The organism is Niveispirillum lacus (genome assembly GCF_002251795.1).
Lineage (GTDB): Bacteria > Pseudomonadota > Alphaproteobacteria > Azospirillales > Azospirillaceae > Niveispirillum > Niveispirillum lacus.
The window spans coordinates 542,591-557,461 of record NZ_NOXU01000031.1; the positions used below are offsets into that span (position 1 = coordinate 542,591).

Consider the following 14,871-nt stretch of genomic DNA (forward strand, 5'->3'; position numbering starts at 1 on the left):
TGGTGATGCGCAAGGCCGGTTTCATTCTGCTGCCTCTGTTGTTGTCTGCGCCCACGCTGGCGGCGCCCGGCACCCATACCGTGCCCTACAAGGAATTCTTCGATCAGATGGCGCGGTTTTATGGGCAGGACAATGACCGGCTGGTGCTGCGCCTGTCGGTACAGCCTGCCAAGGATACAGAGCCATTGGATGTCCCGGTTACCATGTCGGTGACGATCAATGGTCAGACACAGCCCATCACCCTGGATGCCCATAATGCCGTCGCGCTGGACTATCGTCCCGACTGGGTTGAACAGGGGGCGATGGTCACCATCAACCAGGCACGTGAAACCTACGTCATGCGGGCGCAGATCGGTATGAAGATGCCAAGCGGCACCCAGACCCTGCGCTATGCCGAGGTGCAGGCCGCGTTCGACCAGTTCAACCGCCTGATCGAAAAAGAGGCGGGTATGGTCTCTTTCCTGGCGCCATCGGCCAAGACGCTGCGCGTGTTCTGCGGTCCGGCTTGTACGGTGACCCTGAAGGGGGACAAGGGCAGCAAGGATCTGACACCAGATGACAAGGGTCGGGTGAATATCGCCAACGACAAAGCATTGATGCGGCAATATCCCGACATTGTTATCAGCAATCCGGTCGCCTATACGGTGCTGACCACGAAGGGCTGATTGGTTAACGCCACGCTTCGGCCGGACCCACCGCATAGCGCCGCCACACATAATCCCAAGGCGTCACCGCGACCAGGATGACAACAAGACCGCAGGCAACCAAGTTGGCGGTTATGGCATCGGTCATCTGGTCTTGCTGCCAGGCGGGAAGGGCGATGCGGAACAGCCAGATCAGTTTCCAGGCGATTTCCCAGAACATCAGCGGCAGCATGCGCAACGGATGGCGCAGACCCAGCAGGGACAGGGCCGACATGGCGGCCAACATCGTGACAACCACCCCTTCCATGAACGCCCAGCTTTGGGCCGGATCGATGATCTGTGACCAGTTCAGATAGCCGGCCCCCAGCGCCATCACCAGATAGGCCGCACGCAGCAGATTAAGACGCCAGGGCGCGATCTCGCTCATGGTTCATTCCACCTGTTTCAGGATTTTTTCGACATTGGCCAAGGTGGCACGGGCGGCCGCCAGGTCGGTGCGCAGGGCATTGATGGTGCCCGTCTGCTGTTCCAGTGCGGTCACGGCCCGCTCGGCAAGCTCCCGGTAATTCTGCTGCTCTGTTGTTTTGGCCTTCGCCTGGACAACGGTGCTGATCATACGCATGGCGAAGACCGACACGATCGCCACCACGAACCAGAAGATCGAATAAAGATAGGTATCGTCTGCCATGAGTGTCCCCTTACTCTCCTGTGTTTGTTCCCGGTGCTGGCAGGGTTTCCGTGGCCTGACGGATGGTCTCCGCTGTCAGGTCCAGGCGGAAAGGTGCCAGTTCCAGAAAATTCAAGGCCTTGCCGTCATCTGACAGTTCCAACTGCGACGTGACCAGACCGGCCTCCAGCAGTTTCTGCACATGCAGGTGCAGCAACGGCCGGCTGATCCCCATTTCACGCGCCAACTGGCTGACATAATGCCGACCACCCGCCGCCAGCAGTGCCACGATGCGTAACCGGTGCGGGTTGGCCAAGGCACCCAGGGCCAGCAAAACCCGTCCCCCATCACACGCCGATCCGGCTATCTGAAGATGATGTTTCATGTGTAAGATATTTCTTACAGGTGAAAGAAAGAGTCAAGCGCTTTCGCACCCGCCTGACGGGGCAGGCAGGTGGCTGGCTTGACGGCGGCCGGGTCAGGTGGCTCACTCGCGTGGCATATCGGGCGGGAAGGGGTCGGGTGATGCTGACGGGTTCTTGCCATTGCGGGGCGGCACATTGGACCCTGGACGGTGATCCCGGTCCCGCGACGGCCTGCAACTGCACGCTCTGCCGCCGCTATGGGGCGCTGTGGGCGTATGATTACGAGAATGAGCGGATACGGATTTCGGGTCTGACCACCGCCTATACCCGCGCCGGCAAGGTGAACCCGGCGCTTGAAATCCGCTTTTGCGCGACCTGCGGCTGCGTGATCTGCTGGCGCGGCTTGCGCCTGGACCAGGACCAGCGCCGCCGCATGGCCGTCAATCTGCGGTTAGCGCCGCCGGAAGCGGTCGCCGACCTGCCCATCGACCATTTCGACGGCCTGGACACGTTCGACGACCTGCCCCGCGACGGGCGCTGTGTTAGAGACTTGTGGTTCTAGCGGTTTAGGGCGAGGTTTCTGTTATCGGTCGACAGTGGGTTGTTTAGGATCACTCCCACTCAATCGTGCCCGGCGGCTTGGACGTGATGTCATAGGTCACCCGGTTGATGCCGCGCACTTCGTTGATGATGCGGGTGGCGACATGGCCCAGGAAGCTGTGGTCGAACGGGTAATAATCGGCCGTCATGCCATCGACCGAGGTCACGGCCCGCAGGGCGCAGGCATAATCATAGGTGCGGCCATCGCCCATCACGCCGACCGTACGCACCGGCAGCAGGACGGCAAAGGCCTGCCAGATCTCATCATAAAGGCCAGCCTTGCGGATTGCGTCCAGATACACGGCATCGGCCTGACGCAGGATGTCCAGCTTTTCGCGCGTGATCTCGCCCGGCACGCGGATGGCCAGGCCGGGGCCGGGGAAGGGGTGACGGCCGACAAAGCTGTGGGGCAGACCCAGTTCACGGCCAAGGGCGCGGACCTCATCCTTGAACAGTTCGCGCAGCGGCTCCACCAGCTTCAACTTCATGCGGTCGGGCAGGCCGCCGACATTGTGGTGCGACTTGATGGTGACGCTGGGTCCGCCGGTGAAGGACACGCTTTCGATCACGTCAGGATACAGCGTTCCCTGGGCCAGGAATTCCGCGCCGCCGATCTTCGCCGCCTCGCCATCAAACACCTCAATGAACAGACGGCCAATGATCTTGCGCTTCTGTTCGGGGTCGGACACGCCTTCCAATTGACCCAGGAACAGGTCGGACGCGTCCACATGCACCAGCGGGATATTGTAATGGTCACGGAACAGGGTGACGACCTGTTCGGCCTCACCGGTCCGCATCAGCCCGGTATCAACAAAGATGCAGGTCAACTGGGCGCCGATGGCTTCATGGATCAGCACGGCGGCCACAGAGCTGTCGACCCCGCCCGACAGGCCGCAAATGACCTTGGCGCTGCCCACCTGTTCACGGATGCGGGCCACGGCCTCGGCCCGGAAGGCGGCCATGGTCCAGTCACCCTTCAGACCGGCCACCTTGAACAGGAAATTGCGGATCAGGGCGTCGCCATGCGGCGTGTGGACCACTTCGGGGTGGAACTGCACGGCATAGAAGCGGCGGGCATCGTCAGCGATGATGGCATAGGGCGCGCCTTCCGACGTGGCAACGATACGGAACCCTTCGGGCAGCTTCGTCACGCGGTCGCCATGGCTCATCCAGACTTGTTCGCGGGCGCCGATGCTCCACACACCCTCAAACAGGGCGCAATCATCCTTGACCTCGACAAAGGCGCGACCAAATTCGCGGGTCTCGCCGGGTTCCACCTTGCCGCCCAACTGTTCGCACATGGTCTGCTGGCCATAACAGATACCGAACACCGGGACACCCAGGGTCCAGACGACATCGTTGGCGCGGGGGGAGCCTGCTTCCGTCACGCTGGCCGGGCCGCCCGACAGGATGATGGCCTTGGGTGCGAAGGCGCGGATGCGGTCCGCGTCGGCGCTGAAGGGGATGATCTCGCAATAAATGCCAGCCTCGCGCACACGGCGGGCGATAAGCTGCGTCACCTGCGATCCGAAATCCAGGATCAGGACACGGTCGGGATGAGCGGCGGGTGCGGTGGAAGCGGCGGCGGCCATGGCGCATTATCCTGCGGGTCAGGGGCGGAGAATGCGCCGCAACCTAACCAACCAAGCCGGCCGGGACAAGGCGCACATAAGCAAGGCAGACCCTTGCCGGGACCGGACCGGAACGGACAATGGGCGGACCATCGGTCGCCCACCTGATCACAGGCAGATACCCGAAACGGGCACAGTCCAGGATGGCATCCACCGCCCCGGCATCACGCCGTTGATTAACGCGGACCCGTTTGTTGTTTCCGACAGTGGAGACGGGCTGCTGGCTGTCGTTGCCCTGATTGCCGACGCGGTGGTCCGGTCAGGATCAACGCGACTGACGGATGGTGTCCCCTCTGCTATGCCCCAGTGTGGGAATGGTTGTGGGTGTGGGACAGGTGATGGGTGACCGGCCATTAATGATCAAGGAATTGCTCCTGCTGTTGCTGCTGGCGACATTGTGGGGGGCGTCTTACACCTTCATCAAAATCGGGGTGGCGACCATCCCACCGGTAACGCTGATCGCGGTCCGCACACTGATCGCCGGATGTATCCTGTTGGCTGTCATGCGCTGGCTTGGCCTTTCAATGCCGCGTGACCCCCGTGTCTGGCGCCAGTTCACGTTTCAGGCCGTGATGAATTCCGCCGTACCCTTCACCTTGGTTGCCTGGGGCGAACAAACCATTGATGCCGGGCTGACGGCCATTTTGAACTCCACCACACCGATCTTCACCTTCCTGCTGACCGCGCTGATCACCCGGCATGAGCCGGTGACCTTTCGCAAACTGTTCGGGGTGATGGTCGGCATGGTCGGCATCTGTCTGATCATCGGCATGGAGGCCCTGCACGGGCTGGGGGACCAGTTGCTGGCGCAACTCGCCATCGTGCTGGCCACGATTTCCTATGCCGGTGCCGCCATTTACGGAAAGAATTTCAAAGGCCTGCACCCGATCCAGCCGGCGGCGGGCTCCATGCTTGCCGGCGCCGCCCTGCTGTTGCCGGTCAGTCTGCTGGTGGACCAGCCCTGGACACTCAGCCCGTCCCTGCCGTCCATCGCCGCCCTGCTGGGACTGTCGATTTTTTCCACTGCCCTTGCCTTCACCATCTATTTCCGTCTGATGCAGACGCTGGGGTCCATCGGGACGACGGCCCAGGCCTATCTGCGTGTTCCGATCGGTGTCGGGCTTGGCCTGCTGTTTCTGGGCGAAAGTCTGTCGCCCACTGCCCTGACCGGGCTGGTCTGTGTTGTGGTCGCCGTGGTCGCCATGACCTGGCCTGCGCGCGCCAACGCCTGAGACAGGACAAGCATTGTCGTGGGACGGCTGCTGCGCTTATCGTTCCGCCCGGACAGTCCGAAGCCGGGGTAACCGGCCGCCAATATCCGCGGAAACACCAGCGCAGGAAGAGAGATCATGACCGACAAGACCCCGTCCGCCTTGGGATTTGAAACCAGGGCGATCCATGCCGGTGCTGCCCCCGATCCGGCCACCGGCGCGCGCGCCACCCCCATCTATCAGACCAGTTCCTTCGTCTTTGATGATGCGGAGGATGCGGCGGCCCTTTTCAACCTGCAGAAAGCCGGCTTCATCTATTCCCGACTGACCAACCCGACCGTGTCGGTTCTGGAAGGACGCATCGCTGATCTGGAAGGCGGGGCCGGGGCAACGTGCACCGCGTCGGGTCATGCGGCCCAGATGATGGCGTTGTTCCCCCTCCTGTCGCCTGGCGATGATTTTGTCGCCTCGCGCAAACTGTATGGCGGATCGCTGAACCAGTTCGCCAACAGCTTCCCGCGCGCCTTCGGTTGGAAATGCAACTTTGTCGCCGGTGATAACGCCGATGATTTCCGCCGCGCCATCACGGCGCGCACCAAGGCCATCTTCATCGAAAGCTTGGCCAATCCCGGCGGTATTGTCAGCGATATCGCGGCCATTGCGGCCGTCGCGGAGGAGGCGGGCATCCCCCTCATTGTCGATAATACCCTGGCCACGCCGTATCTCTGCCGGCCCATCGAACATGGTGCGACCCTGGTTGTGCATTCCACAACCAAGTTCCTGACCGGTAATGGCACGTCGGTCGGTGGTGTGGTGGTGGATAGCGGCACATTCGACTGGTCGCGTGGCGGAAAGTTCCCGGCCCTGACAGAGCCGGAGCCGGGTTATCATGGCATGCGGTTTTTTGAGACCTTCGGGCCGGCGGCCTTTACCGTCCATGGCCATGCCATCGGTCTGCGCGATCTGGGGCCGTCCATGGCGCCGCTGAATGCCTTCATGGGCATCCTGGGCACCGAAACCCTGGCCTTGCGCATGGAGCGTCACTGCGCCAATGCGCTGAAGGTGGCAGAATATCTGTCGGCCCATCCGGCGGTGGCCTGGGTCAATTATGCCGGCCTGCCCGACAGCCCCTACCGCGCCCTGGCCGAACGCTATCTGCCCAACGGTGCCGGTGCCGTCTTCACCTTTGGCCTGAAAGGCGGCTACCAAGCGGGGGTGAAGCTGGTGGAGAGCGTCAAGCTGTTCAGCCATCTGGCCAATATCGGCGATACACGGTCGTTGATCATCCATCCGTCCAGCACCACACACCGGCAATTGTCGCCGGAGGCACAGGTACTAGCAGGTGCCGGGCCTGATGTGATCCGCCTGTCGGTGGGCCTGGAGAGCGTTGCCGATATCATTGCCGATCTGGAACAGGCGCTGGGCTGATCGCCTGCGTAGCCGTCCTGCCGAAGGGGGTTATCGCCTGAACCGATAGGTCCCTTCGGCAATACCGACTTTAGCGAGGGCCCTTCCCATGTCTATCTGGCCGCAACCAACGGCCACATGGATGGGATGGACATGAAACTCGCCACTCTTGACCTTGGGGGCCGCGATGGGCGGCTGGCCCTGGTGTCGCGGGACTTGGCCCGCGCGGTGCTGACCACAGGCATCGCGGACACGATGCAGCAGGCGCTGGATGAGTGGGCAACGCTGGCGCCGGCACTGTCGGCATTGTCCGATGCGTTGAATGCCGGCACCGCCGCCGACAGCTTCCCGTTTGAGGCGAGCAAGGCCTTGGCGCCTCTGCCACGCGCGTGGCAATGGCTGGACGGGTCGGCCTTCCATGCCCATGGCGAACTGATGGCCAAGGTATTTGGCATCAGCAACCCGCAACATGACCAACCCCTGATGTATCAGGGCATGTCCCACCGCTTCATTGCACCTGCTTCCCCGGTGCCTTTTCCGACCGAAGCCGATGGCATTGATTTCGAGGGCGAATTCGCGGTGGTCACCGGTGATGTGCCGTTGGGCATTGATGCAGGGGCGGCGCGTGATCATATCCGGCTGGTCCTGCTGATCAATGACTGGTCTCTGCGGGTGACGGGCCGGGCGGAAATGGCCACCGGTTTCGGCTGGGTGCAGGCCAAACCCGCCTGTTCGGCCGCCCCCGTCGCGGTGACCGTGGACGAGTTGGGGGATGCCTGGGCCGATGGCCGTATCCATCTGAACCTGCTGGTCGATTGGAACGGGAAGCGCTTCGGGGCGGCCCATGGCGGGGCCATGGGTTTCTGCTTTGGGCAGTTGATCGCCCATGCTGCCCGCACGCGCGACCTTTGTGCCGGGACCATCATCGGGTCGGGCACTGTTTCCAACCCCGATTACCGCGAGGTCGGGTCCAGTTGCATCGCTGAACGCCGCGGTATCGAGATCCTGGATGATGGGGCGGCTCGCACCGGTTTCCTGCAATTTGGTGATCGCGTGCGGATGGAGGCCCTGAAGGACGGCCAAAGCGTGTTTGGCGCTATTGATCAGCAGGTCGTGAAAGCCTGACCCAGAGATATCGCCAGGACCGATGCTTTGTATCGGCATAAACGGCTTTGGTGATTTGTTCGGTCGGCTTATGGTTTTTGGCATGGAGGTCCGCGACGGCGGCCACCTCCCAACCCATCGACGATAACGACCCGCCGTCACCGGCGGGCAATCCGGCTGTGATCCCTGTGGATGCATGGCCTGGGAGGAGCATGTGTCCTTGATCCGGTCAGCCCTTGTTGTTGGCGGCGGTATCGCCGGCATGTCGGCCACCTTGGTGCTTTCGCGTCTGGGCGTGGCGGTCGATGTTATCGACCAGGACCCGGCTTGGCGCGTTTATGGCGCCGGCATTTCCATCACCGGCCCGACCCTGCGGGCATTTCACCGGCTGGGCATCCTGGACGATTTCCGCCAGCACGGTTACTGCGCGGATAGCACCCGGCTGTTCACGCCCAGCGGACACCCGATCGGGGAGGTGGCGATCCCGCCGCTGGCGGCGGACCTGCCATCGGGCGGCGGTATCATGCGCCCGGTGCTTCATGAAATTCTGGCCAGCCGCACCCGCGCGGCGGCCGCCGATATCCGTCTGGGTGTCACCATTGAAACATACGCCGAGGATGCGGACAGCGCGGAGGTGACCTTCAGCGATGGGCGCACCGGCCGGTATGATCTGGTGATCGGTGCCGATGGTATTTATTCCCGCACCCGGTCGCTGCTGTTTCCCGATGCGCCCAAGCCGCGCTTCACCGGTCAGGCCTGCTGGCGCACCACGGCGCCCCGGCCGGAGGCGGTGAAGGGTGTGGAGATGTTCCTGGGCGCCCCCATCAAGGCCGGCGTGAACCCTTGTTCGCCCAACCAGATGTATCTGTTTGCGCTGGAAGCCATTGCTCCCGACACCCGGCATGCCGAGGCCGATCTGCCCGGCTTGCTACGGGAACGTCTGGCGGGGTTCGGCGGGTCGATCGGCTTTGTCCGTGATCAGATCACGGACCAGTCGGTGGTGAATTTCCGCCCGCTGGAGGCGCTGTTGTTGCCCGGTCCCTGGCACACGCGCCGCGCCTTGCTGATCGGTGATGCGGCGCACGCCACGACCCCGCATCTGGCGTCGGGTGCCGGCATGGCGATGGAGGACGCGGTCGTCCTGGGCGATGTGCTGGCGACTGCCGACAGCCTGGGCGCCACCTTTAATGCCTTTATGGCCCGTCGCTATGACCGCGCTGCCATGGTGGTGAACAATTCCGTCCGGCTGGGCGAGATCGAGCTGAGCGGTGTGCACAGTGACGAACATCCCCGCCTGATGAATCAGACCATGGCCGCGCTGGCTCAACCACTTTGATCGTTAGGGAGTGACCTGAAATGACCCGTGTGACCGATATCCGCTATGTCGGCTATGGCGTGACGGATCTGGATGCCGAGCGCGCCTTCTACCGAGACAAATGGGGCCTGCGCGAGGTCGCGGCCAAAGATGGCATGGTCTATTTCGCGGCTGAGGGGTCGCCAGAACTCTATGTGGTCCGCCTGCGTCAGGCGGATGTGCAGCGCGTGGACGTCATCGCCTTCGCCGCCGACAGCAATGCCGATGTCGATGCGCTGCATGACAAGGTGGTGGCCGCCGGTTGCCGGGTGATTTTTGCGCCGACCGCCCTTTCATCCTTTGGCGGTGGGTATGGTTTCCGCTTCTTTGGCAAGGATGGCCTGACCTTTGAAATCTCCGCCGGCATCGAACGCGGGCCAGCGCGGCCGGTGCTTGCCAAGGAAGCGCTGCCCGAAAAGATCAGCCACGTTGTCATGCATTCGCCCGATCACAAGGGCACGGTGGACTTCTTTGTGAATGTCCTGGGCTTCCGCGTGTCGGACTGGTTGGGCGACTTCATGTGTTTCCTGCGCTGTAATGAGTGGCACCACCGGGTCGCCATCCTGCCAGGCCCGCCCTGTCTGAACCATGTCGCCTATGACATGCCCGACATGGACGCGATGATGCGCGGTGTGGGTAAGCTGAAGAAAGCGGAGATCGAGCTGCGTTGGGGCCCCGGTCGGCATACGGCGGGCAACAACACTTTCAGCTATTTCACCACGCCGGCGGGGTTTGCCGTGGAATATACGGCGGAGTTGGAACGGGTGGATGAAGCGACCTGGGTCGCCGGCGTACACAAGCCCAGCCCTGACGTCATGGATCAATGGGGGGCCGGGAGCGGCGGGCCGCAGACCATGCCGCATCCCGCGCCCGATCCTGGCCTGTTTCAGGCAGTGGGGGTCTGAACCATGGCGCTTTTTCAGTATTTTCCCAATAATTACATCTGGAACCTCTCGGTCAACATCGCCATCGAAAGCGGTGCGCGGGTTGGCGAGATCGAGGATATGTGCCGCCCCTTGATTGAGGCGGCGGCGCGCGGTGAAGATGCGGGTACCGGTGCCTTTCTGGCGCAATGGGTTGCGATGGCGGATAAGCTGGTGGGGCTGGCAGCCGAGGATGAGGCACGGGGTCGTGCCTTTTCTGCCGGGACCAAGCTGCAACGCGCCTCGCTTTATTACATCACCGCGGAACGGATGCAGGGCCATGGCCATCCCGGTCGGGCGGAGACCTTTGCTAAGGGCCAAGATGCGTTCCGCCGGGGCACCGCGCTGTCACGGGAGAACTGCACCCGTGTTGAAATTCCGTTCGGCAACAGCTTCATTCCCGGCCTGTTCACCAAGGCCGAGGGGGTGGACGGTCCCGCCCCTTGTGTCCTCTATGTGAACGGCCTGGATAGCTGCAAGGAGTTGCTATTCTGGTCATGGCTCCCCCATGCCCTGGCCAAGCGGGGTATCTCCACCCTGTGCATCGACCAGCCCGGTACGGGTGAGGCGCTGCGCGCCAACAATCTCTATGTCACGCATGAAACCGAACGCTGGGCGACCCCTGTGTTTGATTATCTGGCGGCCCGGCCCGATGTGATTGCCGACAGGATTGGCATGGTCGGCATCTCACTGGGCGGCTATTTCACCCCACGCGCAGTGGCGTTTGAGCCGCGCTTTGCCAGCGGTGCCGTCTGGGGTGCCAATCATGATTGGCGTGAGGTCCAGCAAAAGCGCCTGAAGCGGGAAGGGGAGAACCCCGTTCCGCATTATTGGGGCCATGTGCGCTGGGTGTTCGGTGCCAAGGACATGGACGATTTCTTTGCCAAGGCCGAAGGCATGCATTTGAACGGTGTGCTCGACCGGATCAAGGTGCCGTTCCTGGTCACCCATGGGGCGAAGGATCGCCAGATCTCTGTCGATTACGCCCACCAGACTTATGACCAGTTGGTCAACTCCCCCAAGCGCGAGCTGAAAATCTTCACCGACCGCGAGGGCGGGGTGGAACATGTGGGCGCCGATAACATGTCGTTTGGCCGCGACTATATCGCCGACTGGTTTGCCGACACGCTGGGCGGACACACGGCGTGAGGGTGATACTGCACCGATTGGACGGGGAGGGGACGGTTGACGTTCCGCCCGGTCAGTCCTTGTTCCAAGCCATCGCCGCTCAGGACCGTGCAATGATCACGGCTCTGTGCGGCGGTTGCTGTATTTGTGGGACCTGCCGTGTGCGGGTTCTGGACGGCGATCCTGGCCCGATGGGGCCGGATGAGGCGCATCTGCGCTGGCAGCTTGCCATCACTGACCCTGCCATTCGTCTTGCCTGCCAGATGCGGCCCGGTTGCAGGCTGCGCGTTGACATCATCCAGCCGGAGTAAGCGACATGCCGCGGATCATTGACTTGTCGGTGCATCTGGAAAATGACGTGCCCGCCGACCCGCCCTTCATGCGGCCCAAGATCCGTTATGCCAGCCATGCCGAGGGGGCAGCGGAATATTGCCAGATGTTCCCTGGTCTGAAGGCCGAGCAGTTGCCCGATGGGGAAGGACCGGCGGCGGAATGGGTGGAGATCTCCACCCATAATGGCACGCACATGGACGCGCCGTGGCATTATCATTCCACGATGGATGGCGGCAAACGTGCCATCACCATTGACGAGGTACCGCTGGATTGGTGTTTCCGCCCGGGTGTGAAGCTTGATTTCCGCCACCTGCCCGATGGTCACGTGGTGACAGCAGCGGAGGTGGAGGCCGAACTGACCCGCATCGGCCATGTGCTGCAACCGCTTGATATCGTGCTGGTCAACACAGCAGCCGGTGCTGCTTATGGTACACCGCATTTCCTGGCCAAGGGGTGTGGCATGGGGCGCGAGGCGACCTTGTTTCTGGTGGAACGCGGTGTGCGGGTGACCGGCATTGACGGCTGGAGTTGGGATGCGCCATTTCCGTTCACGGCCGCCAAGTTCAAGGAAACGGGTGACGCCTCCCTGATTTGGGAAGGGCACTATGTCGGCAAGGATGTCGGCTATTGCCATATGGAAAAGCTGACCAATCTGGACACGTTGCCAGCCACCGGGTTCACGGTGGCCTGTTTCCCGGTCAAGGTGCGGGCCGCCTCGGCTGGCTGGACCCGCGCCGTGGCGATCCTTCAGGATTGACTCAGCGAGCGGTCGATCAGCCTGTCGACGGTCCCATCATCGCGGAACCCCGCTGCAAGGGCTGTGTCGGCCCGCAGCGGCGGCTGGCGGCCAAACCGCGCCTCCACTGACGGGTCGGGCGTGTAGGTCACATCGACAGGGCCGAAGCGACGGGCCAGGGCCGCTACCAGTTCCCCAATGGTCAAACGCAGGACCGGGGGCAACCAGACGCGGCCCTGTCCGGGCAGGCCGGATGCATGCACCAGCGCATCCACGGCGGCCGCCACCGACATCCACCAGCAGACAGCATCCGGTCCGACCGGCAGCGTAACAGGACGTCGCTCCGCCGCTGCCCACATCAGCTCGCTCATGAAGGCCGAGATCAGGCCGGACGGTGCCGGGGGGCGGGCCACGATTCCGGGCAGGCGCAGGCTGCATCCGTCGACAAGGCCGCGCCGGCTGTAATCGGCCACCATAACCTCTGCTGCCAGTTTCTGCGCACCGTAGGACAGGGTGGGATTGGGCGGGGTCACATCATCAACCGTATCGGGCAGCGGGGCGCCATAGATGGCGACGCTGCTGGCAAAGACAAACTTTGCCCGGTGGTTGTGCTGTCGCAGCGCGTCCAGCAGGCCAATGGTCCCCTGCAGGTTCACCGCCATACCGAGATCGAACTCCCGCTCTGCCAACCCACCCGGCACGCTGGCGAGGTGAAACACGGTATGCGGGGGGAGGGCCATGGCCCTGGCCCACAGGGTGCTGTCCGCAATGCTGCCTGTGACGGGACATAGGCGGGGATCCTTGGGTAAGTCCCCAAACTGCTGATCCACCAGCGTCAGACGGCTGACGGCCGTCTCGGTCCCGGACAGCAGATGACGGACAAGTGCGCGACCGACAAAACCGTCGGCACCGGTGATCAGGATATGCATGGTGGTTCCATTGTCTTGTTCAGTTGCCGTCAGTGATCAGCGTGCCGCCATCGACAACGATATTCTGTCCCGTGATGAAGGCCCCTGCGGCGCTTGCCAGCATCACGGCCACGCCCGCAACCTCTGCCGGCTCGCCCGGTCGGCGCAGCGGCGTCATGGCCATGCGCCGTTGCATGAAGTCCGGATTGTCCAGCAGGTCACGCGAGAGATCGGTGCGGATGAATCCGGGAGAGATGGCGTTGACCCGGATGTTGGAAGGTCCCCATTCGACGGCCAGGTTGCGCGCCAACTGCGCGTTGGCGGCCTTGGACAGACCATAAAGGCCCAGCGCCCTGTTGCCGCGCAGCCCGGCGATGGAGGACATGATCATCATGCTGCCACCACCTGTCCCCGCCATGCCCGGCAGCACCATGCCCGCCAGCCAGAGCACACTTTGCAGGTTGATGGTCATGGTTGCCTGCCAGTCGGCGTCGCTGGCCGTTGTGATGGCCCCCGCATGCGGCGCCACGCCGGCGTTGCAGACCAGAATGTCCAGCGGCCCGGCCGCCATGACCCGTTCGACCATTGCGGACAGTGCCGCACGGTCTGCGACGTCGCAGGCTATGGCATGGACATTCAACCCCTGCACCCGTAGCGCTTCTGCCGCAGCCGTGCAGTCCCTTGCGTCCTCGCAGCATATCCAAACCTCTGCGCCGTGACAGGCCAGAGCGGTGGCAATGGCCCGTCCCAGCCCGCGCTGTCCGCCGGTGACCAGGGCACGGCGACCGGACAGGTCGAACAGGCGGCCATAAGCGGTCGCATCCATGGGCTTTCCTTGGCGGGGAGGTAGTGGAGCCACGATAGGGGCTGTACCTCCATCACCGAAGTCGTATTTAATGAACCAAACTATCGGCATGACCGATGGATGGGAGGATGATCAATGCGGTTCCAGAAACTGGACCTGAATCTGCTGGTGGTTCTGGATGTGCTGCTGGAAGAACGCAGCGTGTCGCGCGCGGCCAACCGCCTGAACCTGAGCCAGTCCGCCGTCAGCGGCAACCTGGCCCGTCTACGTGAATTTTTCGACGATGACATCCTGGCCCAGATCGGTCGGTCGATGGTGCCGACACCGCTGGCTGACAGCCTGGCCGAACCGGTGCGCGATATCCTCATGCAGATACAGGCCACCATCGAAACCAAACCCAGTTTCGATCCCGCCAGTGCCACACGCACGATCCGCTTGCATGCGTCCGACTATGTGACCGAGGTGCTGCTGGCCCGCGTGATTCGGGAGGCACGCCGTCTGGCGCCCGGTATCAAGGTTGAAATCGACGGTATGGATGATCTGGTGCTGGAACGGCTGTCGCGGGGGCAGGTGGACTTTCTGGTGACGCCGGATACCTTCACCCATCCGGACCATCCCAAGGAAAAACTGTTCACCGACACCCATGTTGTTGTCGCTTGGGATGGCAACAGTAAGGTTGGGGAGACAATCAGTTTCGATGAATATATGGCGATGGGCCATGTCCTGGTCCGGTTCGGGATGAAGCGGGCGCCCAGCTTTGATCAATGGTTCCTGGATCGTTTTGGCTATACCCGCAATGCCGAACTGTTTGTGGCCGATTTCACCACCGTGCCGAATATGGTGATTGGCACCGATCTTCTGGCCACCATGCATGAAAGACTGGCGCGGCTTTATGTGCAGCGTCTTCCCCTGCGTATTCTGCCGCTGCCCATTGAATTTCCCGTGCTGACAGAGATGGTGCAGTGGCATCGCCATTTTCAGCGCGACCCGGCCCTGGTCTGGTTCCGCAACCTGATGCGCCGCTGTGCCGCCGAACAGGATGCCGACTGAACCAT

Annotated in this window: 17 protein-coding genes; 11 read left to right on the forward strand and 6 right to left on the reverse strand. The window is 62.6% G+C overall.

Going from position 1 to position 14,871, the window contains the following annotated elements; translation table 11 throughout:
* Positions 1-5 precede the first annotated feature (5 nt).
* Complete coding sequence (locus CHU95_RS18335) at positions 6-665, forward strand: DUF2987 domain-containing protein (protein WP_207762537.1); 660 nt, start codon at positions 6-8, stop codon at positions 663-665.
* A 4-nt stretch (positions 666-669) separates the two neighbouring features.
* Here the strand turns inward: CHU95_RS18335 and CHU95_RS18340 are convergent, their stop codons facing one another.
* Genes CHU95_RS18340 through CHU95_RS18350 form a run of 3 tightly spaced genes read right to left on the reverse strand, consistent with a single transcriptional unit; the run spans position 670 to position 1,696 of the window.
* Complete coding sequence (locus CHU95_RS18340; RefSeq protein ID WP_094457756.1) at positions 670-1,071, reverse strand: hypothetical protein; 402 nt, start codon at positions 1,069-1,071, stop codon at positions 670-672.
* A 3-nt stretch (positions 1,072-1,074) separates the two neighbouring features.
* Entirely contained in the window at positions 1,075-1,332 is a 258-nt protein-coding gene (locus CHU95_RS18345; protein ID WP_094457757.1) for a hypothetical protein, read from the reverse strand.
* Positions 1,333-1,342: 10 nt separating this feature from the next.
* Entirely contained in the window at positions 1,343-1,696 is a 354-nt protein-coding gene (locus tag CHU95_RS18350) for an ArsR/SmtB family transcription factor (RefSeq protein ID WP_094457758.1), read from the reverse strand.
* Positions 1,697-1,836: 140 nt separating this feature from the next.
* Between CHU95_RS18350 and CHU95_RS18355 the strand changes: the two genes are divergently transcribed.
* Positions 1,837-2,238 (forward strand): GFA family protein, encoded by a 402-nt coding sequence (locus CHU95_RS18355; RefSeq protein WP_094457759.1) that lies wholly within the window; start codon positions 1,837-1,839, stop codon positions 2,236-2,238.
* 49 nt (positions 2,239-2,287) lie between these two features.
* Here CHU95_RS18355 and guaA read toward each other — a convergent pair whose 3' ends face one another.
* Positions 2,288-3,868: a glutamine-hydrolyzing GMP synthase gene (guaA, locus tag CHU95_RS18360; protein ID WP_094457760.1), complete on the reverse strand. Its 1,581-nt coding sequence runs from the start codon at positions 3,866-3,868 to the stop codon at positions 2,288-2,290.
* A gap of 353 nt (positions 3,869-4,221) precedes the next feature.
* On the opposite strand from guaA, the gene CHU95_RS18365 reads away from it, so the two are divergent.
* The 8 genes from CHU95_RS18365 (at position 4,222) to CHU95_RS18400 (ending at position 12,124) form a co-directional block, all read left to right on the forward strand.
* Entirely contained in the window at positions 4,222-5,139 is a 918-nt protein-coding gene (locus CHU95_RS18365; protein WP_245838386.1) for a DMT family transporter, read from the forward strand.
* Positions 5,140-5,256: 117 nt separating this feature from the next.
* Positions 5,257-6,546 (forward strand): O-acetylhomoserine aminocarboxypropyltransferase, encoded by a 1,290-nt coding sequence (locus tag CHU95_RS18370; RefSeq protein WP_094457761.1) that lies wholly within the window; start codon positions 5,257-5,259, stop codon positions 6,544-6,546.
* 132 nt (positions 6,547-6,678) lie between these two features.
* Positions 6,679-7,650 carry a fumarylacetoacetate hydrolase family protein gene (locus CHU95_RS18375; protein WP_094457991.1) on the forward strand — a complete coding sequence of 324 codons (972 nt, stop codon included), beginning with the start codon at positions 6,679-6,681 and terminating at the stop codon, positions 7,648-7,650.
* Positions 7,651-7,849: 199 nt separating this feature from the next.
* Positions 7,850-8,965: an FAD-dependent oxidoreductase gene (locus CHU95_RS18380; RefSeq protein WP_207762538.1), complete on the forward strand. Its 1,116-nt coding sequence runs from the start codon at positions 7,850-7,852 to the stop codon at positions 8,963-8,965.
* Positions 8,966-8,985: 20 nt separating this feature from the next.
* Positions 8,986-9,888, forward strand: a complete 903-nt coding sequence (locus CHU95_RS18385; protein ID WP_094457763.1) for a VOC family protein — start codon at positions 8,986-8,988, stop codon at positions 9,886-9,888.
* A 3-nt stretch (positions 9,889-9,891) separates the two neighbouring features.
* Positions 9,892-11,055, forward strand: coding sequence for an alpha/beta hydrolase family protein (locus CHU95_RS18390; RefSeq protein ID WP_094457764.1), 1,164 nt, complete (start codon positions 9,892-9,894; stop codon positions 11,053-11,055).
* A gap of 2 nt (positions 11,056-11,057) precedes the next feature.
* Complete coding sequence (locus tag CHU95_RS18395) at positions 11,058-11,345, forward strand: 2Fe-2S iron-sulfur cluster-binding protein (RefSeq protein WP_245838415.1); 288 nt, start codon at positions 11,058-11,060, stop codon at positions 11,343-11,345.
* Between the two features lie 5 nt (positions 11,346-11,350).
* Positions 11,351-12,124, forward strand: a complete 774-nt coding sequence (locus tag CHU95_RS18400) for a cyclase family protein (RefSeq protein ID WP_094457766.1) — start codon at positions 11,351-11,353, stop codon at positions 12,122-12,124.
* On the opposite strand, the gene CHU95_RS18405 is transcribed toward CHU95_RS18400, so the two are convergent.
* Together CHU95_RS18405 and CHU95_RS18410 are read right to left on the reverse strand one after the other, a co-directional pair.
* Positions 12,115-13,032 (reverse strand): NAD-dependent epimerase/dehydratase family protein, encoded by a 918-nt coding sequence (locus CHU95_RS18405; protein WP_094457767.1) that lies wholly within the window; start codon positions 13,030-13,032, stop codon positions 12,115-12,117. The genes CHU95_RS18400 and CHU95_RS18405 overlap by 10 nt on opposite strands.
* A 19-nt stretch (positions 13,033-13,051) precedes the next feature.
* Positions 13,052-13,837, reverse strand: coding sequence for an SDR family NAD(P)-dependent oxidoreductase (locus tag CHU95_RS18410; protein WP_094457768.1), 786 nt, complete (start codon positions 13,835-13,837; stop codon positions 13,052-13,054).
* 114 nt (positions 13,838-13,951) lie between these two features.
* Here CHU95_RS18410 and CHU95_RS18415 point away from each other — a divergent pair, with 114 nt between their 5' ends.
* Positions 13,952-14,866, forward strand: a complete 915-nt coding sequence (locus CHU95_RS18415) for a LysR family transcriptional regulator (protein WP_094457769.1) — start codon at positions 13,952-13,954, stop codon at positions 14,864-14,866.
* The last annotated feature ends 5 nt before the right edge of the window (positions 14,867-14,871 follow it).